Annotated in this window: 22 protein-coding genes; 15 read left to right on the top strand and 7 right to left on the bottom strand. The window is 65.9% G+C overall.

Annotated features, from left to right (window positions below; translation table 11 throughout):
• Positions 1 to 42 precede the first annotated feature (42 nt).
• On the bottom strand, positions 43 to 474 hold the full coding sequence (fur, locus tag ACIP1U_RS05835; RefSeq protein ID WP_022536566.1) for a ferric iron uptake transcriptional regulator: 432 nt from the start codon (positions 472 to 474) through the stop codon (positions 43 to 45).
• A gap of 243 nt (positions 475 to 717) precedes the next feature.
• On the opposite strand from fur, the gene ACIP1U_RS05830 reads away from it, so the two are divergent.
• The 9 genes from ACIP1U_RS05830 to ACIP1U_RS05790 all read left to right on the top strand — a co-directional run bounded on the left by ACIP1U_RS05830 (position 718) and on the right by ACIP1U_RS05790 (position 10,589).
• The gene (locus tag ACIP1U_RS05830; RefSeq protein ID WP_400312664.1) at positions 718 to 1,368 is read left to right on the top strand and encodes an outer membrane protein assembly factor BamE; all 651 of its coding nucleotides are present in this window, start codon (positions 718 to 720) and stop codon (positions 1,366 to 1,368) included.
• Between the two features lie 98 nt (positions 1,369 to 1,466).
• Complete coding sequence (gene dapB / locus ACIP1U_RS05825) at positions 1,467 to 2,264, top strand: 4-hydroxy-tetrahydrodipicolinate reductase (RefSeq protein ID WP_400312662.1); 798 nt, start codon at positions 1,467 to 1,469, stop codon at positions 2,262 to 2,264.
• Positions 2,265 to 2,444: 180 nt separating this feature from the next.
• Entirely contained in the window at positions 2,445 to 5,066 is a 2,622-nt protein-coding gene (leuS, locus tag ACIP1U_RS05820; RefSeq protein ID WP_400312660.1) for a leucine--tRNA ligase, read from the top strand.
• Positions 5,067 to 5,106: 40 nt separating this feature from the next.
• Positions 5,107 to 5,622, top strand: coding sequence for an LPS assembly lipoprotein LptE (gene lptE, locus ACIP1U_RS05815; RefSeq protein ID WP_400312658.1), 516 nt, complete (start codon positions 5,107 to 5,109; stop codon positions 5,620 to 5,622).
• 7 nt (positions 5,623 to 5,629) lie between these two features.
• The gene (holA, locus tag ACIP1U_RS05810; protein ID WP_400312656.1) at positions 5,630 to 6,688 is read left to right on the top strand and encodes a DNA polymerase III subunit delta; all 1,059 of its coding nucleotides are present in this window, start codon (positions 5,630 to 5,632) and stop codon (positions 6,686 to 6,688) included.
• 177 nt (positions 6,689 to 6,865) lie between these two features.
• Complete coding sequence (locus ACIP1U_RS05805; RefSeq protein WP_400312654.1) at positions 6,866 to 8,146, top strand: glutamate-5-semialdehyde dehydrogenase; 1,281 nt, start codon at positions 6,866 to 6,868, stop codon at positions 8,144 to 8,146.
• A gap of 60 nt (positions 8,147 to 8,206) precedes the next feature.
• Positions 8,207 to 8,629 (top strand): CopD family protein, encoded by a 423-nt coding sequence (locus tag ACIP1U_RS05800; protein ID WP_400312652.1) that lies wholly within the window; start codon positions 8,207 to 8,209, stop codon positions 8,627 to 8,629.
• A gap of 34 nt (positions 8,630 to 8,663) precedes the next feature.
• The gene (locus tag ACIP1U_RS05795; RefSeq protein ID WP_400312650.1) at positions 8,664 to 9,269 is read left to right on the top strand and encodes a 2-hydroxychromene-2-carboxylate isomerase; all 606 of its coding nucleotides are present in this window, start codon (positions 8,664 to 8,666) and stop codon (positions 9,267 to 9,269) included.
• Positions 9,270 to 9,335: 66 nt separating this feature from the next.
• Positions 9,336 to 10,589, top strand: a complete 1,254-nt coding sequence (locus ACIP1U_RS05790; protein WP_400312648.1) for a class I SAM-dependent RNA methyltransferase — start codon at positions 9,336 to 9,338, stop codon at positions 10,587 to 10,589.
• 37 nt (positions 10,590 to 10,626) lie between these two features.
• Here ACIP1U_RS05790 and ACIP1U_RS05785 read toward each other — a convergent pair whose 3' ends face one another.
• From ACIP1U_RS05785 to ACIP1U_RS05765, 5 genes are all read right to left on the bottom strand, one after another.
• A complete protein-coding gene (locus ACIP1U_RS05785; RefSeq protein ID WP_400312646.1) occupies positions 10,627 to 11,673 on the bottom strand; it encodes a two-component system response regulator in 1,047 nt (348 codons plus the stop codon).
• Between the two features lie 154 nt (positions 11,674 to 11,827).
• Entirely contained in the window at positions 11,828 to 13,306 is a 1,479-nt protein-coding gene (locus ACIP1U_RS05780) for an NAD(P)(+) transhydrogenase (Re/Si-specific) subunit beta (RefSeq protein WP_400312644.1), read from the bottom strand.
• Complete coding sequence (locus ACIP1U_RS05775; RefSeq protein ID WP_342912638.1) at positions 13,306 to 13,647, bottom strand: NAD(P) transhydrogenase subunit alpha; 342 nt, start codon at positions 13,645 to 13,647, stop codon at positions 13,306 to 13,308. The genes ACIP1U_RS05780 and ACIP1U_RS05775 overlap by 1 nt, the downstream gene beginning before the upstream one ends.
• Before the next feature lie 243 nt (positions 13,648 to 13,890).
• Positions 13,891 to 14,253 carry an aspartate 1-decarboxylase gene (panD, locus tag ACIP1U_RS05770; RefSeq protein ID WP_400312642.1) on the bottom strand — a complete coding sequence of 121 codons (363 nt, stop codon included), beginning with the start codon at positions 14,251 to 14,253 and terminating at the stop codon, positions 13,891 to 13,893.
• 60 nt (positions 14,254 to 14,313) lie between these two features.
• On the bottom strand, positions 14,314 to 15,435 hold the full coding sequence (locus ACIP1U_RS05765) for a Re/Si-specific NAD(P)(+) transhydrogenase subunit alpha (RefSeq protein ID WP_400312640.1): 1,122 nt from the start codon (positions 15,433 to 15,435) through the stop codon (positions 14,314 to 14,316).
• Between the two features lie 281 nt (positions 15,436 to 15,716).
• Between ACIP1U_RS05765 and ACIP1U_RS05760 the strand changes: the two genes are divergently transcribed.
• Together ACIP1U_RS05760 and mnmA are read left to right on the top strand one after the other, a co-directional pair.
• Positions 15,717 to 16,208 carry an NUDIX hydrolase gene (locus ACIP1U_RS05760; RefSeq protein ID WP_400312638.1) on the top strand — a complete coding sequence of 164 codons (492 nt, stop codon included), beginning with the start codon at positions 15,717 to 15,719 and terminating at the stop codon, positions 16,206 to 16,208.
• Positions 16,205 to 17,290, top strand: a complete 1,086-nt coding sequence (gene mnmA / locus ACIP1U_RS05755) for a tRNA 2-thiouridine(34) synthase MnmA (RefSeq protein ID WP_400312636.1) — start codon at positions 16,205 to 16,207, stop codon at positions 17,288 to 17,290. Before ACIP1U_RS05760 ends, mnmA begins: the two co-directional genes overlap by 4 nt.
• Before the next feature lie 67 nt (positions 17,291 to 17,357).
• On the opposite strand, the gene ACIP1U_RS05750 is transcribed toward mnmA, so the two are convergent.
• A complete protein-coding gene (locus ACIP1U_RS05750; RefSeq protein WP_400312634.1) occupies positions 17,358 to 17,972 on the bottom strand; it encodes a glutathione S-transferase family protein in 615 nt (204 codons plus the stop codon).
• Positions 17,973 to 18,359: 387 nt separating this feature from the next.
• On the opposite strand from ACIP1U_RS05750, the gene purB reads away from it, so the two are divergent.
• The 4 genes from purB (at position 18,360) to ACIP1U_RS05730 (ending at position 21,912) form a co-directional block, all read left to right on the top strand.
• A complete protein-coding gene (gene purB / locus ACIP1U_RS05745; RefSeq protein ID WP_400312632.1) occupies positions 18,360 to 19,736 on the top strand; it encodes an adenylosuccinate lyase in 1,377 nt (458 codons plus the stop codon).
• A gap of 290 nt (positions 19,737 to 20,026) precedes the next feature.
• The gene (locus tag ACIP1U_RS05740; RefSeq protein WP_400312630.1) at positions 20,027 to 20,581 is read left to right on the top strand and encodes a cytochrome b; all 555 of its coding nucleotides are present in this window, start codon (positions 20,027 to 20,029) and stop codon (positions 20,579 to 20,581) included.
• A gap of 71 nt (positions 20,582 to 20,652) precedes the next feature.
• Positions 20,653 to 21,234 carry a YceI family protein gene (locus ACIP1U_RS05735; protein ID WP_400312628.1) on the top strand — a complete coding sequence of 194 codons (582 nt, stop codon included), beginning with the start codon at positions 20,653 to 20,655 and terminating at the stop codon, positions 21,232 to 21,234.
• A gap of 87 nt (positions 21,235 to 21,321) precedes the next feature.
• Positions 21,322 to 21,912, top strand: a complete 591-nt coding sequence (locus ACIP1U_RS05730) for a YceI family protein (RefSeq protein WP_400312626.1) — start codon at positions 21,322 to 21,324, stop codon at positions 21,910 to 21,912.
• The last annotated feature ends 35 nt before the right edge of the window (positions 21,913 to 21,947 follow it).

The raw sequence follows: 21,947 nt of genomic DNA, 5'->3' as shown, positions 1-21,947 counted from the left end.
GTTTTTCTTTTGCCGGATGCGCTACGCGATGCGTGCGCCAGCTTATCGTTTGGGTCTGTGGGGACAGTTGGTTTTAGTGCAGTTGCCGTACAGCGACAGTGCGTGTTCCTGCAGGGTAAAGCCGCGCTCGCGCGCAATGCTTTGCTGGCGATGCTCGATTTCGGAATCGAAGAATTCTTCGACGCGGCCGCAATCGAGGCACACCAGGTGGTCGTGGTGCTTGCCTTCGTTGAGTTCGAAAATGGCCTTGCCGGATTCAAAGTTGTTGCGCGACAGCAGGCCTGCCTGTTCGAACTGGGTCAGCACGCGGTAGACGGTGGCGAGGCCGATATCCATATGCTCGTTCAGCAGGATACGGTAAACGTCTTCCGCGCTCAGGTGCCGCTGTTCGCTGGTCTGAAAAATTTCAAGAATCTTCAGCCTGGGCACCGTCGCCTTCAGGCCGATATTCTTGAGGTCCGCCGGACTCGGCATGGGCTTGACTCCCTAGAGTACAATGTCTGGATAGTTGAATCATAAGGGTTTTGACAGCAAAAGTCGCCCGCGGTGCCATGTCCCATGTGGGCAACGCGCCTCAGACCTTTGCGTTCGATCCCATGTGGTTGCCGCGGCAGGCGCCCTGTGCGCATGTGTTGTATCCGGCTCTTGCAGCGCTTGTTGCGCCGGTCTTCCGCGGTACTTTCCGTACTTTCCCTTTCCCTCCCGGAAGCGAGATACATGCGTTATACCCGTTCGTCCGCCATGCGCCCGACGCTGGTTGCCTCCCTGCTGGCCGCGGCTCTGCTGGCTGGCGCCTGCTCGGCCTACGATTCCACCTCGCGCAAGGTAGCCAACGCCATCACGCCGTACCGGATCAATATCGTGCAGGGCAACTTCGTGTCCCGCGAAGCCGCTTCGCAGCTGCGCGAAGGCATGACGCGCGAGCAGGTCAAGTTCCTGCTCGGCACACCGCTGCTGACCGATGTGTTCCACGCCAACCGCTGGGACTACGTGTTTTCGTTCCGCCGCGGCAATACCGCCGTGGTGCAGCAGCGCCGCTACACGGTCCTCTTCGATGGCGACCGCCTGGTCAAGTTCGGCGGTGACGAGCTGCCCTCCGAGTACGAGCTGATCGCTGAAATCGACGGCATGAAGAAGGCGTTGAAGGACCAGACCCCGGGCAAGATCTCCACCAGTAGCACGGCTGGCACGGCTGCCGCCCAGTCCGAGCCGCAGACCACCGTCGAGAACTTCGTGCCGCGGCAGGCGACCGAGGCAGCTGCCGCGCCGGCGGCGACGCCCGCGCCCGCTGCCCCCGCGTCCGAGGCGCCGCCGGCCGCTGCCCCGGCCCAGGCCACCGCCCCCGCCGACGCGTCCAAAGCCAACTGAGCCGCCATTCGCGGCTTGCCATCTGTTCCGGGGCCGGTCAGCCATGACCGGCCCATTCACTTTTCACGTATTGCGCACACTCCGCTGAGCCAGACACAATGAACATCGCCATCGCAGGCGCATCAGGCCGCATGGGCCGCATGCTGATCGAACAAGTGCTGAACACCGAGGGCGTGACGCTGTCGGGCGCGCTCGACCTGCCGGGTTCGCCGGCGCTGGGCCAGGACGCGGGCCTGTTCCTGGGCCGCAATACCGGCGTGGCAATCACCGCCGACGTGGAAGGCGGGCTGGCCGGCGCGGACTGCCTGATCGACTTCACCCGTCCGGAAGGCACGCTGGCGCACCTGGCCGCGGCGAAGAAGCTGGGCGTCAAGATGGTGGTCGGCACCACCGGCTTCGACGATGCCGGCAAGGCCGCGCTGGCCGACGCCGCCAAGTCCATCGGCATTGTCTTTGCCGCCAACTTCAGCGTTGGGGTCAATGCCACCTTCAAGCTGCTGGAAGTGGCCGCCAAGCTGCTGTCGACCGGCTATGACATCGAGGTGATCGAGGCCCACCACCGCTTCAAGGTCGATGCACCGTCGGGCACCGCGCTGAAGATGGGAGAAGTGATCGCTGAGGCCCTGGGTCGTGACCTGAAGACCTGTGCCGTCTATGCCCGCGAAGGCCATACGGGCGAGCGCGATCCTAATTCGATCGGTTTTGCCACCATCCGCGGCGGCGACATCGTCGGCGACCACACCGTGATGTTTGCCGGCATCGGCGAGCGCATCGAGATCAGCCACAAATCGTCCAGCCGCCAGTCATATGCCGACGGTGCCGTGCGCTCGGCCTGCTTCCTGGCCGACAAGCCCAACGGCCTGTTCGACATGCAGGACGTGCTGGGCCTGAAGTAAGGAGCCCCCGGGGCGGCCAGGCCTGGTGCCACGGTTATAATCGATTGCTTTAGCATTGCTCGCCGGACGGGCGCCCAGACGGGCGCCCGCCGCCCACATTCCAACGCTTCCCCGGATGCCGGCAGGCCAGTTGCCGCGCAGACGCTGCAACTGACCATTGCTCTGACTGCTGTCCCGACCATGCAAGACAAATACCTTCCTTCCGCCGTTGAACAAGCCGCCCAGCAGCACTGGCAAGCCATCGACGCCTATCGCGTGTCGGAGCATGCAGCGGGCCCCGACGGCAAGGAAAAACCCAAGTTCTACGCCTGCTCGATGCTGCCGTACCCGTCGGGCAAGCTGCACATGGGCCACGTGCGCAACTACACCATCAACGATGTGATGGCGCGCTACCTGCGCATGAACGGCAACAACGTGCTGATGCCGATGGGCTGGGACGCCTTCGGCATGCCGGCGGAAAACGCCGCGCTGAACAATGGCGTGGCGCCGGCCGCCTGGACCTACGACAACATCGCTTACATGAAGAAGCAGATGCAGTCGATGGGCCTGGCGATCGACTGGTCGCGCGAGGTCGCCACCTGCAGCCCGGACTACTACCGCTGGAACCAGTGGCTGTTCCTGAAGATGCTGGAAAAGGGCATCGCCTACCGCAAGACCGGCACCGTCAACTGGGATCCGGTCGACCAGACCGTGCTGGCCAACGAGCAGGTCATCGATGGCCGCGGCTGGCGTTCGGGCGCGGTGGTGGAGAAGCGCGAGATCCCGATGTATTACCTGCGCATCACCGAGTATGCGGAGGAACTGCTTGGCGACCTGGACGGCCTGGGCTGGCCCGAGCGCGTCAAGGTGATGCAGCAGAACTGGATCGGCAAGAGCGTGGGCGTGCGCTTCGCCTTCACCCATGACACCCCGGGCGAAGACGGCAAGCCGATCAACGACGGCAAGCTCTACGTCTTCACCACGCGCGCCGACACCATCATGGGCGTGACCTTCTGCGCAGTCGCCGCCGAGCACCCGCTGGCCACGCACGCCGCGCTGGACAACCCTGAACTGGCTGCCTTCATCGACGAATGCAAGCACGGCTCGGTCATGGAAGCCGACATGGCGACCATGGAGAAGAAGGGCATGCCGACCGGCCTGCAGGTCGTGCACCCGCTGACCGGCGAAAAGATCGACGTGTGGGTTGGCAACTACGTGCTGATGAGCTACGGCGACGGCGCCGTGATGGGCGTACCCGCGCACGACGAGCGCGACTTCGCCTTCGCGCTCAAGTACAAGCTGCCGATCAAGCCAGTCATCGACGTAAAGGGCCAGCCGTACTCGACCGAAGCCTGGCAGGAGTGGTACGGCGACAAGGAAAACGGCACCTGCATCCACAGCGGCAAGTACGATGGCCTCGGCTACCAGGCCGCGGTGGAAGCCATCGCGGCGGACTTGGGCGCCATGGGCCTGGGCGAGAAGAAGACCACCTGGCGCCTGCGCGACTGGGGCATCTCGCGCCAGCGCTACTGGGGTACGCCGATCCCCCTGATCCACTGCGACAGCTGCGGCGTGGTGCCGGTGCCTGAGAAGGACCTGCCGGTGGTGCTGCCCGAAGACCTGGTGCCGGACGGCACCGGCAATCCGCTGGCCAAGGACCCGCGCTTCCTGCAGTGCACCTGCCCGTCGTGCGGCAAGCCCGCGCGCCGCGAGACCGACACGATGGATACCTTCATCGATTCGTGCTGGTACTACATGCGCTATACCTGCCCGGACGCGGCCACCATGGTCGATGGCCGCAATGACTACTGGATGCCGATGGACCAGTACATCGGCGGCATCGAGCACGCGATCCTGCACCTGCTGTACGCGCGCTTCTGGACCAAGGTCATGCGCGACCTGGGCCTGGTCAAGTTCGACGAGCCCTTCACCAACCTGCTGACGCAGGGCATGGTGCTCAACGAGACCTACTACCGCGAAGACGCCTCGGGCAAGAAGCACTGGTACAACCCGGCCGAGGTCGACCTGCGGACCGACGAGCGCGGCCGTCCGGTGGGCGCCACGCTGATCGCGGACGGCCAGCCGGTGGTGATCGGCGGCGTCGAGAAGATGTCGAAGTCCAAGAACAACGGCATCGACCCGCAAGCGCTGATCGACCAGTACGGCGCCGACACCGCGCGCCTGTTCGTGATGTTCGCCGCGCCGCCTGAGCAGCAACTGGAGTGGAGCGGCTCGGGCGTGGAGGGCGCCTCGCGCTTCCTGCGTCGCGTGTGGAACTACGGCTATGCCAACGCCGCCGCGCTGCGCGATGGCGCCGGCAGTGCCATCACGGCCGATGACGCCGAGCTGCGCCGCGAGATCCACGGCGTGCTCAAGCAAGCCAACTACGACTACCAGCGCATCCAGTACAACACCGTGGTCTCGGCCACGATGAAGATGCTCAACGCGCTGGAGGACGCCAAGACCGCTTCGCCGGCCGCGCGTCGCGAGTGCTTCGGCATCCTGCTGCGCGTGCTGTACCCGGTGGTGCCGCACATTACCCACGGCCTCTGGGACCAGCTGGGCTTCGTTGCCGAATCCGGCGACCTGCTCGACGCGCCGTGGCCGCAGGTCGACGAAGCCGCGCTGGTGCGCAGCGAGATCGAACTGGTGCTGCAGATCAACGGCAAGGTGCGCGGGAGCATCACCGTGCCGGCCAGCGCCGACCGCGCCGCGATCGAAGCTGCCGCCGCCGGCAGCGAGACCGTGGCCAAGTTTGCCGAAGGCAAGGCGCCGAAGAAGATCGTGGTGGTGCCTGGCCGCCTGGTGAACGTGGTGCTGTAACGGGTCAGCGGCCCGGAACCTGACTGAGGAATCGCCAAGAATGAAGCGACTGAACATGGGCCGCCGCAAGGTGCTCACGGCGATGCTGGCGGTGCCGGCAACGGGCCTGCTGGCCGGCTGCGGCTTCCATATGCGCGGCAATTCGGACTTCGCGTTCAAGCGGCTCTATATTGGGATTCCGCCCAACTCGCTGATGGGCGCGGACTTGCGCCGCGCGATCCGCGGCGGCTCCGACACCCAGGTGGTGGCCGACCAGAAAGAGGCCGACGCGCTGCTGGACGTGCTGCAGGACACCCGCACCAAGTCCATCCTGTCGATCACGACCGAGGGCGTGGTGCGCGAATACCGCCTGACGCAGCGCTTCACCTTCCGCCTGCGCGATGCCGCCGGCAAGGAACTGATCGCCCCGTCGCAGCTGGTGCTGACGCGCGACCTGACCTACAACGAAGCCAACACGCTGGCCAAAGACTACGAAGAGCAGCAGCTTTATCGCGACATGCAGCGCGATATCGTGCTGCAGCTGATGCGCCGGCTGGCCGCGGTCAAGGCGATCTGACGCACGCATGCAACTCAAGCTCGACGGGCTCGACGCGCACCTGAAGCAGGCGAAAGCCAAGGGCCTGGCGCCTCTGTACGTGGTGCACGGCGACGAGCACCTGCTGGTGCTGGAGGCGGTTGACCGCCTGCGCGCCGCGGCGCGCGAAGCGGGGTTTTCGGAGCGCGAGGTGCTGGTGGCCGAGCGTGGCTTTCACTGGGGCCAGCTGGTCGAGGCGCAGCAGTCGATGTCGCTGTTCGGCGACCGCAAGATCGTAGAAGTGCGCATCCCGTCGGGCAAGCCCGGCAAGGATGGCGGCGAGGCGCTGCGCACGGTGGCGGCGCAGCCGTCGCCAGACGTGGTGATGCTGGTGACGCTGCCGCGGCTGGATTTCGCCACTTCCAAGTCGGCGTGGTTCCAGGCGCTGGAAGGCGCGGGCGTGTCGATCAAGGTCGATACGGTGGACCGCGCCCGGCTGCCGGCCTGGGTCGGCGAGCGGCTGGCGCTGCAGCAGCAGCGCGTCGAGGGCGGCGAGCCTGGCCGGCGTGCGCTGCAGTTCATCGCGGACAAGGTCGAGGGCAACCTGCTGGCGGCGCACCAGGAAATCCAGAAGCTGGGTTTGCTGTACCCGCCGGGCGAACTGAGCTTCGATCAGGTCCACGACGCGGTGCTGAACGTGGCCCGCTACGACGTTTTCAAGCTGTCCGAGTCGATGCTGTCGGGCGACGTGCCACGCCTGGTGCGCATGCTCGAAGGGCTGCGCGGCGAGGGCGAGGCCACGGTGCTGGTGCTGTGGGCGCTGACCGAGGAAATTCGCGTATTATCCAAGGTCCGGCAAGGCCTTGCGGCCGGCAAGCCAGCGGGCGTGCTGATGCGCGAACTGCGCGTCTGGGGCCCGCGCGAGCGGCTGGTGCCGCAGGCCGCGCAGCGTCTGCAGCTGCCCCGGCTGGAAGCGGCGCTGGCGCTGGCGGCGCGGCTGGACCGACAGGTCAAGGGCCTGCAGGACCTGCCCCCACCGGGCAGCGCGCCATTGCCGGCGGAGCCGTGGGATGGCCTGCAGCAGCTGGCGCTGATGGTTGCGCGCTGAAGCTCCTTCCCCAAGGTTTGCTCCCCTCTCCCGCTTGCGGGAGAGGGGCCGGGGGAGAGGGCAGGCGGTGGGTCGGGCGATATCGCCACGAGATGCTCCGGCCCTCTCCCCCAACCCCTCTCCCGCTCGCGGGAGAGGGGAGGAACACACATAGACGGCCTTCCCCCGGCCACTGACATGAACGAGCTCGACCTCAACCAATACATGGACCGCGTCGGCCGCCAGGCCCGCGCGGCGTCGCGCGCGATGGCGCGTGCCTCCACGGCGGACAAGAACCAGGCGCTGCTGACCATTGCCGCCGCCATCCGCCGCGATGCCGACAAGCTCAAGGCCGTCAATGCGCGCGACGTGGAGCGTGCCCGCGCCAACGGCCAGGACGCCGCCTTCGTCGACCGCCTGACGCTGTCGGACAAGGCCATCGCCACCATGGCCGCCGGCCTGGAGCAGATCGCCGCGCTGGCCGACCCGATCGGCGAGATCTCGAACATGAAGTTTCGCCCGACCGGCATCCAGGTCGGCCAGATGCGCGTGCCGCTGGGCGTGATCGGCATCATCTATGAGTCGCGCCCGAACGTGACCATCGATGCCGCGGCGCTGTGCCTGAAGTCGGGCAACGCCACCATCCTGCGAGGTGGATCCGAAGCCATTGAATCCAACACCGCGCTGGCCGCGCTGGTGGCCGAAGGCCTGGCCGCCGCCGGCCTGCCGCCCGAGGCCGTGCAGGTGATCGAGACCACCGACCGCGCGGCGGTCGGCCGCCTGATCACCATGACCGAATTCGTCGACGTGATCGTGCCGCGCGGCGGCAAGAGCCTGATTGCGCGCCTGATGGAAGAAGCGCGTGTGCCGATGATCAAGCACCTGGACGGCATCTGCCACGTCTACATCGACGCCGCCGCTGACCTGGACAAGGCCGTGCGCGTCTGCGACAACGCCAAGACCCAGCGCTACGCACCGTGCAACACCATGGAAACGCTGCTGGTGTCGCGGGACATCGCCGCCACCGCGTTGCCGCCGCTGTGCCGCATCTACCAGGAAAAGGGCGTCGAGCTGCGGGTCTGCCCGGCAACCCGCGCCACGCTGGAGGCCGCCGGCTTCAGCGGCCTGGTCGATGCCGCCGAGGAAGACTGGCGCCTGGAATACCTGGCCCCGATCCTCGCCATCAAGACTGTTGCCGGCCTGGATGAAGCCATCGCGCATATCAACGAATACGGCTCGCACCACACCGATTCGATCATCACCGAGGACTACTCGGCGGGCATGCGCTTTATCCGCGAGGTCGACTCGGCCAGCGTGATGATCAACGCCTCGACCCGCTTTGCCGACGGTTTCGAATACGGCCTGGGTGCGGAGATCGGCATCTCCAACGACAAGCTGCACGCGCGCGGCCCGGTGGGGCTGGAAGGGCTGACCTCGCTCAAGTACGTGGTGTTCGGGCACGGCGAGATCCGGACCTGAAATCGCACCTTGCCGGCCCGCCCACAACAATAACAACCGCAAGCCAACGTCTGTCCGCCGATGCTCTGGGTCAAAGCACTGCATATCGTCTTCGTCGTTTCGTGGTTCGCCGGCCTGTTCTATCTGCCGCGCATCTTCGTCAACCTGGCGATGGAGACCGATGCCGCCAGCATCCAGCGCCTGCTGCTGATGGCGCGCAAGCTGTTCCGCTTCATGACCATGCTGGCGGTGCCGGCGGTGGTGTTCGGGCTGTGGCTGTACCTGGGCTACGGCATCGGCCGCGGCACCGGGCAGGGCTGGATGCATGCCAAGCTGGCGCTGGTGCTGGTGCTGATCGGCTACCACCACGGCTGCGGCGTGCTGCTGCGCAAGTTCGAAGGCGGGCGCAACACGCGCTCGCACAAGTTTTATCGCTGGTTCAACGAGCTGCCGGTGCTGCTGCTGCTGGCGGTGGTGATCCTGGTGGTTGTCAAACCGTTCTGAGCCAGGCACCCGTTCCACAAATTGCGAGATCGAGATGAGCAAGCTGGTTGACTACTACCTGACGCCGCAATCGCCGTTCGTCTACATGGGCCATGCGCGCTTCGCCGCCATTGCCGAGCGCCACGACGTGCAGGTGAACCTGAAGCCGTGCGACATGGGCAAGGTATTCTCCGTCTCCGGCGGACTGCCGCTGGCGCAGCGTCCGCCGCAGCGCCAGGCCTACCGGTTGGTCGAGCTCAAGCGCTGGAGCGCATACCTGGCCCTGCCGCTGAACCTGGAGCCGACCTTCTTCCCGGTCTCCGGCGACGCGGCCAGCAAGCTGATCATCGCGGCACAGCTGGCGCACGGCACTGCGCGCGCGATGCAGCTGACTGGCGCGATCGGCGCGGCGGTGTGGGCGCAGCAACGCAATATCGCCGATGCCGCCACGCTGACGCAGATCGCCGACGAGGCTGGCCTGGATGGCGCTGGCCTGCTCAAGGCCAGCGAGGCCCAGTCGGTCCAGGCGGCCTACGCGCAGAACACGCAGGAGGCGATCTCGGCCGGCGTGTTCGGCGCGCCATGGTATGTGTTCGACGGCCAGCCCTTCTGGGGCCAGGACCGGCTCGACTTCCTCGAGCGCGCGCTCGCCGCCGCTTGAACTAAGCTATCGGATATCTCCCCCGTCCGCTACGGCGGACGTTTTTGTTTGCAGGAAACCTGACCCATGACCCAAGCCTTCTTTGCCCCTTGCCCGCGCGGCCTGGAGAGCGCCCTCGCTGAAGAACTGCGCGAGATCGCCGCCCGGCCGGGCATGGCCGCGCTGGCGCCATTCACGGTGCACCAGGAGGTGCCGGGCGGGGTCAATTTCTCCGGCGAGATGGCCGCCGCCTATGCGGTCAACCTGCATTCGCGCATCGCCAGCCGCGTGCTGCTGCGCGTGGCCGCGCGCGGCTACCGCCATGAGGACGACATCTACAACCTGGCGCGCGGCGTGCGCTGGGAGCAGTGGTTCTCGCCCGACGAGTCGCTGCGCGTCGACATCACCTCGCACAAATCGCCGCTGCGTAGCCTGAATTTCACCGCGCTGCGGGTGAAGGACGGCATCTGCGACGCGATGCGCGATCGGCTGGGTGCGCGCCCGAGCGTAGACACGGTCAGTCCGGATGTGCGCATCTATGCCCATCTGACCGAGCGCGACTGCACGCTCTACCTGGACACCACCGGCGAACCCCTGTTCAAGCGCGGCTGGCGTACCGAGAAGGGCAAGGCGCCGCTGAAGGAAAACCTGGCCGCCGGCATCCTGCGCCTGGCCGGCTGGGTGCCTGGCCAGACCTTCCGCCCGTTCTATGACCCGATGTGCGGCAGCGGCACGTTCCTGATCGAGGCCGCGCAGGTGGCGCTGGGCATCGCTCCGGGCGGCAGCCGCAGCTTTGCCTTCGAATGGCTCAAGGGCGTCGACCGCAAGGCTTGGCAGAAGCTCAAGGACGACGCCCAGCGCGCGCGCATGCTGGCCTCGGCGGATGAACTGCAGGTGGTGGGATCGGACATCTCGACCGACATGCTGGCGATCACGCAGGCCAACTGGCAGCGCGCCGGCCTGCCCGACGAGGTGCGAACCAAGCAGGTCGATGCGCGTTTCGTCCAGCCGCCGTTCGACGAGCCAGGCCTGCTGCTGATGAACCCGCCGTACGGCGAGCGTATCGCGTTGCGCGGGCAGCGCCGCATGCCGGAGGAAGAAATGCCGCGCGACGAGGTGGAAGAGGCCGCCGCCAACCAGTTCGCCAATGCCTTTGCCACGACGCTCAAGCAGAACTTTGCGGGCTGGCAGGCGTGGGTCTTTACCGGCGACCTGGGTTTCCCGCGCCGGCTGCGGCTGAAGGAATCGCGCCGCACGCCGCTCTACAACGGCAATATCGAATGCCGCCTGTTCCGGTTCGACATGGTGCGTGGCACCAACCGGGCGCCGCAGGCGGACTGAGCGCCTCTGGGCCCCGGGCGGCAGTGCCCGGCCGGGGTCAGGGGCGCTTGCGCCCCGTCAACGCCTCGGGATTACGGGAAAAATCGGCCAGGAAGCCCTGCAGGCTGACCACCGGCTCCTGCAGCAGGTGTCGCGGCAGGTCGAACAGGGCGTAGAAGAACTCTTCGTTGCCCTCGCAGCGCTCGGCCGGCAGGCAGTATTGTTCCCAGTCGATGCAGGCGGGCGTGTACATGCCGTTGCCCGGCCAGAAGAACGGTATCAGGCGGCCCTCGCGCAGGCCTTCGATCAGCGCGGCGGGGGCGTCGTAGGCTTCGGCCGATTCCACCTGGCTCATCAGGCCGGCGCGGGTCTCGATCACCATCAGCGTGGCGTGGCCTTGCGCAGTCAACAGCAAGATGCCGGCCGGGTTGGGATACAGGTAGTACTCGACAAAGCCGTAGCGCGCCGTGAGCTGGCGCACCCGCTCGGTCATGGCCGGGTCGGACAGGAACGAGAACGAATGCCGCGTCAGCAGCTCGCGCAGCGTGCGCGACAGCGTGGCGAAGTACGCCTGCTGCATGGCCTCGATTTCCTGGTCCAGCCGCTCCACCATATTGCTGTCGTGCTTCTTGACGTAGCGGTCGATCAGCCCGTGGTTGAAGCCCTGCACGGCGATGCTTTCGTCAGCGGTGCCGGTCAGCAGGATGGTCTTGCACGGCAGGTCCTGCAGTGCCTGGCAGAACTCCAGCCCGTCCATCTGCGGCATCGAGTAGTCCACCACGATCACGCCCGGCTGCAGGAAGCGGTTGATATCGTGGATCTGGCGGTAGATCCGGTCGATATCGAGCTGGACGGTGCGGCGCTCGGTCAGGAAGGTCAGGTCGTCATGCGTGACCCGCACCGGCAGGAAGCCGGGGAAGCGGGTGGCATAGGCCTCGCGGATCCATTGCAGCGCTTCACGCGGGTCGGTGAAGGTGATGACCGCGCGCGAGGCATCCATCTGGAATGCCAGGCTGTCGATGAACGATTTGCTGTCGTCGACCAGGACGGTCAGGACCGGGTGATGGAAGACCGACAGGTTCCGGTCATGCGGGTTGAAGGTCATGATGCGTTGGCGTCGGGGCCGGCGGGCAGGGGTTCGGCGCATTCGGCAAGCCGGCGTGCGCATTCGCAGGCCAGTATAGCGCGCCGTGGCTGCCTTGCAAGGCACGGCGCCGCAGGCGGCCGGGAAGCCCCGGTCGCCTGGGGGCACGGCAGTCTTAGTCGACCGCCTTGAACATGTCCTCGACCACCTTCTTGGCGTCGCCGAACACCATCATGGTCTTGTCCATGTAGAACAGCTCGTTGTCCAGGCCGGCATAGCCGGCTGCCATCGAGCGCTTGTTGACGATGATGGTCTTGGCCTTGTACGCCTCCAGGATCGGCATCCCGGCGATCGGCGACTTGGGATCGGTCTTGGCCGCCGGGTTGACCACATCGTTGGCGCCCAGCACCAGCACCACGTCGGCCTGGCCGAACTCGCTGTTGATGTCTTCCATCTCGAAGACCTGGTCGTACGGCACCTCGGCCTCGGCCAGCAGCACGTTCATGTGGCCCGGCATGCGGCCGGCCACCGGGTGGATCGCGTACTTCACGGTCACGCCCTTCTCGGCCAGCTTCTCGGTCAGTTCCTTCAGGGCGTGCTGCGCGCGTGCCACGGCCAGGCCATAGCCCGGCACGATGATCACGGTCTCGGCGTTGCCCATCAGGAAGGCGGCATCGTCAGCCGAGCCGGACTTCACGTTGCGCTGCGCCTGCGCGCCGGCGGCCGCGCCAGCCGATGCATCGCCGCCAAAGCCGCCCAGGATCACGTTGAAGAACGAGCGGTTCATCGCGCGGCACATGATGTACGAGAGGATCGCACCGCTTGACCCCACCAGCGAGCCGGCGATGATCAGCATCGGGTTGTTCAGCGAGAAGCCAATGCCCGCCGCCGCCCAGCCCGAATACGAGTTCAGCATCGACACCACCACCGGCATGTCGGCGCCGCCGATCGGGATGATGATCAGCACGCCCAGCACGAAGGCGATGGCGAGCATGATCAGGAACGGCAGCCAGTCCTGCGACATGAAGAAGATCACGCCGAAGCCGACCATCGCCACCGCCAGCAGCAGGTTCAGCCAGTGCTGGCCGGCAAACACCACCGGCGCGCCCTGGAACAGGCGGAACTTGTAGCGTCCGGCCAGCTTGCCGAAGGCGATCACCGAGCCCGAGAAGGTGATGGCGCCGACGAAGCAGCCGATGAACAGCTCGATCCGGTTGCCCAGCGGAATCAGGTGCGAGCCTGCCGGCGTGATGCCGAACGCGGCCGGCTCGGCTACCGCGGCCACCGCGATGAACACCGCCGCAAGACCGATCAGCGAGTGCATCGCCGCGACCAGTTCGGGCATCTTGGTCATCTGCACCTTGCGCGCCACATAGGCGCCGATGCCGCCGCCGACCACCAGCGCGCCAAAGATCAGCGCCAGGCCGGAGCCCACCGACGACTGCGCCGTGCCGGCTGCCAGGAATTCATTCTTGAGCTTGATGATCAGGACCAGCGTGGTGACCGCCGCGATGGCCATGCCGATCATGCCGAAGGCATTGCCCTTGCGCGCCGAGGCCGGGTGCGACAGGCCCTTGAGCGCCTGGATGAAGCAGACCGAGGCCACCAGGTAGAGCAGGGTGACGAGGTTCATGCTGACGAGGCCGACTGCCATTACGCGCCCTCCCCGGCCAGTGCCTGCTTGGCTTCGGGCGCCTTGGCCTTCGGCTCTTTCTTCTTGAACATTTCCAGCATGCGCTGGGTGACCAGGAAGCCGCCGAACACGTTGACCGCGGCCAGCGCCACCGCCAGCGTGCCCATGATGCGGCCCGTGGCGCCTTCGGTCAGGCCCGCGGCCAGCATCGCGCCGACGATGATGATGGCCGAGATCGCGTTGGTTACCGCCATCAGCGGCGTATGCAGGGCTGGCGTGACCGTCCAGACCACGTGGTAGCCCACGTAGATTGCCAGCACGAAGATGATCAGGTTGATCACCGTGTGGTTCACCATCTCCATCGACTTCTCCTCCGTTGCTTTGAAACCGGGATGCAGCGTGTTTTTTACTGGATTCTTATTGCTGTACTACGGCGCACCAAACGATCAGTGGCTCTGAATGACCGATTGCATGCTCCCTCTCCCGCTTGCGGGAGAGGGTTGGGGAGAGGGCAAGTGTGTCGACGAAGTGCAAGCCGTCGATATTGCCACCGCCTGCCCTCTCCCCCGGCCCCTCTCCCGCAAGCGGGAGAGGGGAGCAAGACCTCAAACCTTCTTGATTTCCTTGATCCCGTTCTTCTCGTTGACCAGGATGATCTTGGGCTTGTACGTGGCGATCTCTTCGTCGCTCATCGGCGCGTAGGTGCAGATGATCAGCTGGTCGCCCAGGTGCGCGCGGCGGGCCGCGGCGCCGTTCAGCGAGATCTCGCCGCTGCCGCGCTCGCCCTTGATGATGTAGGTAGAGAAGCGCTCGCCGTTGTTGACGTTGTACAGCTCGATCTTCTCGAACTCCTTCATGTCGGCAGCGTCCAGCAGGTCCTGGTCGATGCCGCACGAACCCTCGTAGTTGAGGTCCGCCTGCGTCACGGTGACGCGGTGGAGCTTGGCGCGGAGCATGATGCGTTGCATGGGTGATACGTCCTTATATTGATGCGAAAGCTAGCGGGCGCGCGGGGCGCCCACGGGGTATTACGCCGCCTCGCGCACGACCTGGCCGTCCCGGCACATCAGGCATGCGGCGACGATGTCGTCTTCGAGGTTGAGCGTGAACTGGCCATCCTTGTCGACGATCAGCTTGAGGAAATCCAGCACGTTGCGGGCATAGAGCGCCGAGGCGTCGGCCGCCACCATGCTGGCCAGGTTGGTGTGGCCAATGATGATGACGCCGTTGCGCTCGACGACTTCATCCGCCACCGTCAGCGGGCAGTTGCCGCCCTGGGCGGCGGCCAGGTCGACCACCACCGAGCCCGGCTTCATCTGCTGCACGGTCGCTTCCTGCAGCAGCACCGGCGCCTTGCGGCCCGGGATCAGCGCAGTGGTGATGACGATGTCGGCCTGGATCGCGCGCTGGTGGACCAGCTCGGCCTGGCGCTTCATCCAGTCCGGCGGCATCGGGCGCGCATAGCCGCCCACGCCTTGCGCGATCTCGCGCTCTTCGTCGGTCAGGAACGGCACGTCGAGGAACTTGCCGCCGAGCGATTCGATCTGCTCCTTGACCGCGGGGCGCACGTCGGACGCCTCGATCACCGCGCCCAGGCGCTTGGCGGTGGCGATCGCCTGCAGGCCGGCGACGCCGGCGCCCAGGATCAGCACGCGCGCGGCCTTGACGGTGCCGGCGGCGGTCATCAGCATCGGCATGAAGCGCTGGTAGTGGTGCGCGGCCACCAGCACGGCCTTGTAGCCGGCAATGTTGGCCTGCGACGACAGCACGTCCATGCTCTGCGCGCGCGTGGTGCGCGGCGCGGCCTCGAGCGCGAAGGCGGTCACGCTGGCCGCAGCCATGCGTGCGTTGTTCTCGGCATCGAAGGGATTGAGCATGCCCACCAGTACGGTCCCCGGCTTCATCTGCGCCAGCTCCGCGTCGTCCGGCGCGCGCACCTTGAGCACCAGCTGTGCTCCGAGCGCTTCGGCGGCAGTGCCGATGGTGGCGCCGACCGCCTCATACGCCCCGTCAGGCTGGCTGGCGCGAACGCCGGCGCCGGACTGGACGACCACCTTGTGGCCCTGGGTGACGTACTTCTTAACCGTCTCGGGGGTGGCGGCGACGCGAGTTTCGCCTGCCCGCGTCTCCTGCGGGATGCCGATGTACATCGTCGATTTCTCCTTTAGCTGGCGTCGTAATCTGGTTGTCGGACCGACGTCTGGCCCGTTGTTCGCCGCGCCGGCTTGGCCGCAGCGCACAATTTTTTCGCAGCTTACAGCAATCTGACGCACTATGGTGTGACCGCGCGGTCGGTTTTTGCTGCAGTGCGGGAGCGGAATTTCCGGACAGTTCCGAACAGTTTTGCATGGCCGGCTGGCCGGCAGGCCCATGGCGCTGCACGATGCCCCGGCAACCGGTAAAATGCGAGATTGCCTAAAAATTGAGCATCATGCCACGTGATTGGAATGCCAGCGTGACCGTTGCCGCCGTGATCGAGCGCGGCGGACGCTTCCTGCTGGTCGAAGAGGAAACCGCGGAAGGCCTGCGGCTGAACCAGCCCGCCGGCCACCTGGATCCGGGCGAGAGCCTGATCCGCGCCGTTATCCGCGAAACCCTGGAAGAAACCGCCCACACTTTCGAGCCGCGCGCGTTGGTGGGCTGCTACATGGGCCGCTCGCTGTCTTCGCGCACCGGTACGGATGTCACATACGTGCGCTTTGCGTTTACTGGCGACCTGGGCTCGCTCGACGCGGGGCGCCAGCTCGACACCGGCATCGTGCGCACGATGTGGATGAGCGCCGACGAGATCCGCGCCTGCCCCGAACGCCACCGCTCGCCGCTGGTGATGGCCTGCGTCGAGGACTACCTGGCCGGCAAGCGTTTCGCGCTGGATGCGCTGTACACGCACCCCTCGGTGTTGTCCATGGGAGCACAGTTGTGAGCGCGAAAGGAAAGCGCGTGGTCGTGGGCATGTCGGGCGGGGTCGACTCGTCGGTTACCGCGTGGCTGCTCAAGCAGCAGGGCTACGAGGTCATCGGCCTGTTCATGAAGAACTGGGAAGACGATGACGACAGCGAGTACTGCTCCACGCGCCAGGACTGGCTGGACGTGGTGTCGGTGGCCGACCTGATCGGCGTCGACGTCGAGGCGGTCAACTTTGCCGCCGAGTACAAGGACCGCGTCTTTGCAGATTTCCTGCGCGAGTACTCGGCCGGCCGCACACCCAATCCGGACGTGCTGTGCAATGCCGAGATCAAGTTCAAGGCCTTCCTCGACCATGCGATGTCGCTGGGCGCCGAGACCATCGCCACCGGCCACTATGCGCGCGTGCGCCAGAACGCGGCAGGGCGCTTCGAGCTGCTCAAGGCATTCGACCACACCAAGGACCAAAGCTATTTCCTGCACCGGCTGAACCAGGCGCAGCTGTCGCGCACGCTGTTCCCGCTGGGCGAGATCCCCAAGACGCGCGTGCGCGAGATCGCCGCCGAGATCGGCCTGCCGAACGCGAAGAAGAAGGACTCGACCGGTATCTGCTTTATCGGCGAGCGGCCGTTCCGCGATTTCCTGAACCGCTACCTGCCGACGCGGCCGGGCCCGATGAAGACGCCCGAGGGCAAGGTCGTGGGCGAGCATATCGGGCTGGCGTTCTATACGCTGGGCCAGCGCAAGGGCATCGGTCTCGGCGGCAGCCGCGACGGCAATGGAGATGCCTGGTACGTGGCGCGCAAGGACATGGCGAACAACACGCTATACGTGGTGCAGGGCCACGACCACCCGTGGCTGCTGACACCGGTGCTGACCGCGTCGGATTTGTCGTGGGTAGCCGGCGAGCCGCCGGCCGCGGGCGCGGCGATGGCGGCCAAGACCCGCTATCGCCAGAGCGATGCCGCTTGCACCGTGCAGGCAGCGGACGGCGACAGGCTGCAGCTGGGGTTTGCCGAGGCGCAGTGGGCCGTCACGCCGGGGCAGTCGGCGGTGCTGTATGACGGCGACGTGTGCCTGGGCGGCGGCATCATCCAGTAGGTGCCGCTGTCGGCTGAATAAAGAACACCCGCTGCGCGCGGGTGTTCTTTATGGGAGCAGGCAGATTTCAGCCGCGCGGCGGCGCGGTATCGATGAACGATTGCCGCTTCGACAGCTTTTCTTCCAGCGCCGCCAGGTTGGGATGGCGCTCGCGCCAGGCGATGTCGGGGAAGCGGAAATCCAGATAGGACAGCGCGCAGCCCACCGCGACGTCAGCCAGCGAATAGTGCGTGCCGGTGCAGAAGGGGCGGTCGGCGAGGCCGTTGGCCATGGCGGCCAGCGCCGCGTCGATCTTGCCGAGCTGGCGCTTGACCCAGCGCTCGCTGCGCTCGTGCGGCTCGCGCTGCGTCACTTCCAGGCGCGCCAGCAGGGCCGCGTCGAGCAGGCCGTCGGCCAGCGCTTCCCAGCAGCGCACTTCCAGCCGCTCGCGCCCGCCTTGCGGGATCATCCGGCCGACCGGCGTCAGCGTGTCGACATATTCGACGATCACGCGCGAATCGAAGATGGCGCCGCCGTCTTCCATCACCAGGCACGGCACCTTGCCGAGGGGGTTGTACTGGCCGATCTTCGATTCCGGCGACCAGACGTCCTCTTCAACCAGTTGGTAGTCGATCTTCTTTTCCGCCATCACCACGCGCACCTTGCGCGCGTAGGGACTGGTATGGGACGCATACAGCTTCATGTTTCTCCCCTTGAGCTTGTTATGAAGTGCATCGTCTCTCTGCGTGGCAGCAGCGCCGGGGTGCGCTGCTGCCCGATGCACTTCATAACAGGCTACTGGAACGGCGTGCGCGAGTATACCTGCGGTGCCGGACGAATGCGGGGTCGCGCACCGATGCCCCACAGGCGTACTTGACCGCTGCCCCGGAGCCGGGGCAGGGGTGGTAAAATCCTCCGTTGCGCAGCGCCGGCTGCCGGTGCAGCGCGTGCGGGCGAACCCGCCGGTGCGGCGCATCGGGCGCTTCGCCCTTGTTGCCGGCGCTTCCGCCGATCCGACGCTGATATCGCGCCAGCCCCCCGCGGCGCGCACCGTACGTCCCCTATTTCCTTCCATTCCCCGGTTTCCAGCATGACCACCTCCTCGCTTTCGCCGCTCACCGCTCTTTCCCCGATCGATGGCCGCTACGCCGCCAAGGCCGACGCGCTGCGCGAATGGCTGTCCGAGGCGGCCTTCATGCGCAACCGCGTCAAGGTCGAGGTGCACTGGCTGATCGCGCTGGCCCAGACCGGCCTGCCCGACATGCCGAAGTTCTCCGCCGCCTCCGAAGCCGCGCTGCTGGCGCTGGTGGACAAGTTTTCCGAAGCCGATGCCGCCCGCATCAAGGAAATCGAAGCCGTCACCAACCATGACGTGAAGGCCGTCGAGTACTGGCTCAAGGAGCAGGTCAAGGGCAATGCCGAACTGGAAGCGGCCAGCGAGTTCATCCACTTTGCCTGCACCTCGGAAGACATCAACAACACCTCGCACGGCATGATGCTCAAGGGCGCCCGCGACGGTGTCATGGTGCCGGCGCTCAAGCGCGTGCACGCCCGCCTGGTGGAGCTGGCCAAACTCAATGCCACCCAGCCGATGCTGTCGCGCACCCACGGCCAGCCGGCCAGCCCGACCACGCTGGGCAAGGAAATGGCCAACGTGGCCGCGCGCCTGGCGCGCGCGATCCAGCGCATCGAGCAGGTCGAGCTGCTGGGCAAGATGAACGGCGCGGTCGGCAACTACAACGCGCACCTGTCGGCCTACCCGGCGTTCGACTGGGAAGCCTTCTCGAAGCAGGTCATCGAGACCCGCCTGGGCCTGAGCTTCAACCCGTACACCATCCAGATCGAGCCGCACGACTACATGGCCGAGCTGTTCGACGCGGTCGCCCGCGCCAACACCATCCTGCTCGACCTGAACCGCGACATCTGGGGCTATATCTCGGTGGGCTACTTCAAGCAGAAGACCAAGGCCGGCGAAATCGGCTCGTCGACCATGCCGCACAAGGTCAACCCGATCGACTTCGAGAACTCGGAAGGCAACGTCGGCCTGGCCAACGCGGTGCTGCGCCACCTGTCGGAAAAGCTGCCGGTGTCGCGCTGGCAGCGCGATCTGACCGATTCGACCGTGCTGCGCAATATCGGCGTGGCCTTCGGCTACAGCCTGCTGGCCTACGAGGCCTGCCTGCGCGGCCTGGGCAAGCTGGAAACCAACCCCGAGCGCCTGAACGAAGACCTCGACAACTGCTGGGAAGTGCTGGCCGAGCCGGTGCAGACCGTGATGCGCCGCTTCGGCGTGCCCAACCCGTACGAGCAGCTCAAGGAGCTGACCCGCGGCAAGGGTATCTCGCGCGAGGCGTTGCAGACCTTCATCAACGGCCTGGCAATCCCGGACGATGCCAAGAAGCTGCTGCTCGACATGACGCCGGGCAGCTACATCGGCAAGGCGGCATCGCTTGCTGAGCGCATCTGACGTCACATTCGTTCGGCCACTGTGCCGGCGCAGCAAAAAAGCCATCCACCAGGATGGCTTTTTTGCTTTGGCGGCACCGGGTTGCGCTAACTGCTTGCACGTCCTGCGGCGTTGTGGCGCTTGCGGCAGAATGACGCTTCAAAGCATTTGAATAACTTAATGAAGGACTGCCCTGCATGGGCGCACTTCCCGCCGCAATAATGCGAGAATCTTCAGCGCTCCGGCGGATCCAATACCAGGGTGCTTCCCCAAATTTGTGAAATGCCCATGACGCGGGCGAGAGGAAACTGATGCGTTCTACCGCCAATGCCCCGGCCGCCTACGGTGCCACCGCCATCGCGCTGCACTGGATCGTCGCCCTGGCGATCTTCGGCGCGTTCGGGCTCGGCCTGTACATGACCGGCATCCCGGGGCTGACGCCGACCAAGCTGAAGCTGTATTCGTGGCACAAGTGGCTGGGTGTGACAATCTTCGCCGTGGCGCTGCTGCGCGTGCTGTGGCGCGCCACGCACGCGGCCCCGCCGGTCGCGCCCGGCACGCCGGCGTGGCAGGCCAAGGCCGCCGCCGGCGCGCATCACCTGCTGTACCTGCTGATCGTGATCGTTCCCATCAGCGGCTATCTCTATAGCTCGGCGGCTGGCGTGCCGGTGGTTTACCTCGGCCTGTGGAAGATGCCGGCGCTGATCGAGAAGAACGACGAACTGAAGGAAGTGCTCAAGTTTGCGCATGTCTGGCTGAACTATCTGATGGCCGCCGTGGTCGTTGTCCATGCGGCGGCGGCGGTGAAGCACCAGTTCGTCGACCGCGACGGCACGCTGGGCCGGATGCTGCCCTTCCTGCGCTGACGTTCTGCGCTGACATTTCCCGTACCGCGGCGCCTTGCGCCGAACCTCGAACCTGACAGGAGTCATTGAAGATGAATCGCCATTCCCGCCGCGGCTCGCTGGCCGTCAACGCCACTGTGGCAGCCGTGCTGGCCGCCGCCGGCATCGCCGCCAACCTGGCGTGGGCCCAGGTCGACGCGGCCAAGAGCTCGGTGACCGCCGTGGCGCGCCAGATCGGCGTGCCGATGGAAGGCAAGTTCAAGAAGTTCGACGCCCAGGTCAGTTTCGATCCCGCCAAGCTGGCCGCCTCGTCGGCCAAGATCGAGATCGACGTCGCCAGCTTCGAGATCGGCGATGCCGAGACCACCAAGGAAGTGAAGGGCAGGGACTGGTTCGATGCGGCCAAGTACCCCAAGGCCGTGTTCCAGTCCACCAGCATCAAAAACGGCACGCCGGGCAAGTACGACGTCGCCGGCAAGCTGACCATCAAGGGCAAGACCGTCGATGTGGTGGTGCCGGCCACCTACCGCCAGGAAGGCGCCAGCCAGGTGTTCGAGGGCGCGCTGCCGATCAAGCGCACCGCGTTCAACATCGGCGACGGCGAGTGGAAGGACACGTCGGTGGTGGCCGACGATGTGCAGATCAAGTTCCGTATCGTGCTGGCCAAACAGTAAGGCCGGCAATCCGCTGACGTACCAGGACGTTAATAACCAAGAACGTTCCAATTAACCTGTTTAAACCTGCTTTTGCCGGGAGATCCCATGAAACTGCGTTCCGTCGTTGCCGCCGTCGCGGCCGTTTCCGCAACCGCCGCCTTCGGCGTGGCTTCGGCCAATACCGTGACGTACAACCTCGATCCGAGCCATACCTACCCGAGTTTCGAGGCCGACCACCTCGGCGGCCTGTCGACCTGGCGCGGCAAGTTCGACAAGTCCAGCGGCACCGTCACGCTGGACCGTGCCGCCAAGAGCGGCACCGTCGAAGTCAAGATCGACCCGGCGTCGATCAATTTCGGCAACGCCAAGATGAACCAGCATGCCAAGAGCCCCGATATGTTCGACGTCCAGGCCTTCCCCGAGGCCAGCTACAAGGGCAAGTTCAGCAAGTTCAAGGGCGACGTGCCGACCGAAGTCGACGGCGTGCTGACGCTGCGTGGCGTGTCCAAGCCGGTCAAGCTGGAAATCCGCGATTTCAAGTGCATCCAGCACCCGATGCTCAAGCGCGAAGCCTGCGGCGCTGACGCCGTGGGCGAGTTCAACCGCGCCGATTTCGGTCTGGACTACGGCGTGAAAATGGGCTTCAAGCCCGAAGTCAAGCTCGCCATCCAGGTGGAAGGCGTGCGCGCCGAGTAAGCGCGCCTTGGGTTGGCCCGCCACGGGCCGCTCAC

This window comes from Cupriavidus sp. NPDC089707, from assembly GCF_044748965.1.
Classification (GTDB): Bacteria; Pseudomonadota; Gammaproteobacteria; order Burkholderiales; family Burkholderiaceae; genus Cupriavidus.
Note: the sequence above shows the minus strand (reverse complement) of the source record. Positions and strands in the feature narration are given on the sequence as shown.

Coding starts and splice junctions, on each gene's coding strand:
- fur (WP_022536566.1), bottom strand. CDS start 474: ATGCCGAGTCCGGCGGACCTCAAGAATATCGGCCTGAAGGCGACGGTG.
- ACIP1U_RS05830 (WP_400312664.1), top strand. CDS start 718: ATGCGTTATACCCGTTCGTCCGCCATGCGCCCGACGCTGGTTGCCTCC.
- dapB (WP_400312662.1), top strand. CDS start 1,467: ATGAACATCGCCATCGCAGGCGCATCAGGCCGCATGGGCCGCATGCTG.
- leuS (WP_400312660.1), top strand. CDS start 2,445: ATGCAAGACAAATACCTTCCTTCCGCCGTTGAACAAGCCGCCCAGCAG.
- lptE (WP_400312658.1), top strand. CDS start 5,107: ATGAAGCGACTGAACATGGGCCGCCGCAAGGTGCTCACGGCGATGCTG.
- holA (WP_400312656.1), top strand. CDS start 5,630: ATGCAACTCAAGCTCGACGGGCTCGACGCGCACCTGAAGCAGGCGAAA.
- ACIP1U_RS05805 (WP_400312654.1), top strand. CDS start 6,866: ATGAACGAGCTCGACCTCAACCAATACATGGACCGCGTCGGCCGCCAG.
- ACIP1U_RS05800 (WP_400312652.1), top strand. CDS start 8,207: ATGCTCTGGGTCAAAGCACTGCATATCGTCTTCGTCGTTTCGTGGTTC.
- ACIP1U_RS05795 (WP_400312650.1), top strand. CDS start 8,664: ATGAGCAAGCTGGTTGACTACTACCTGACGCCGCAATCGCCGTTCGTC.
- ACIP1U_RS05790 (WP_400312648.1), top strand. CDS start 9,336: ATGACCCAAGCCTTCTTTGCCCCTTGCCCGCGCGGCCTGGAGAGCGCC.
- ACIP1U_RS05785 (WP_400312646.1), bottom strand. CDS start 11,673: ATGACCTTCAACCCGCATGACCGGAACCTGTCGGTCTTCCATCACCCG.
- ACIP1U_RS05780 (WP_400312644.1), bottom strand. CDS start 13,306: ATGGCAGTCGGCCTCGTCAGCATGAACCTCGTCACCCTGCTCTACCTG.
- ACIP1U_RS05775 (WP_342912638.1), bottom strand. CDS start 13,647: ATGGAGATGGTGAACCACACGGTGATCAACCTGATCATCTTCGTGCTG.
- panD (WP_400312642.1), bottom strand. CDS start 14,253: ATGCAACGCATCATGCTCCGCGCCAAGCTCCACCGCGTCACCGTGACG.
- ACIP1U_RS05765 (WP_400312640.1), bottom strand. CDS start 15,435: ATGTACATCGGCATCCCGCAGGAGACGCGGGCAGGCGAAACTCGCGTC.
- ACIP1U_RS05760 (WP_400312638.1), top strand. CDS start 15,717: ATGCCACGTGATTGGAATGCCAGCGTGACCGTTGCCGCCGTGATCGAG.
- ACIP1U_RS05750 (WP_400312634.1), bottom strand. CDS start 17,972: ATGAAGCTGTATGCGTCCCATACCAGTCCCTACGCGCGCAAGGTGCGC.
- purB (WP_400312632.1), top strand. CDS start 18,360: ATGACCACCTCCTCGCTTTCGCCGCTCACCGCTCTTTCCCCGATCGAT.
- ACIP1U_RS05740 (WP_400312630.1), top strand. CDS start 20,027: ATGCGTTCTACCGCCAATGCCCCGGCCGCCTACGGTGCCACCGCCATC.
- ACIP1U_RS05735 (WP_400312628.1), top strand. CDS start 20,653: ATGAATCGCCATTCCCGCCGCGGCTCGCTGGCCGTCAACGCCACTGTG.
- ACIP1U_RS05730 (WP_400312626.1), top strand. CDS start 21,322: ATGAAACTGCGTTCCGTCGTTGCCGCCGTCGCGGCCGTTTCCGCAACC.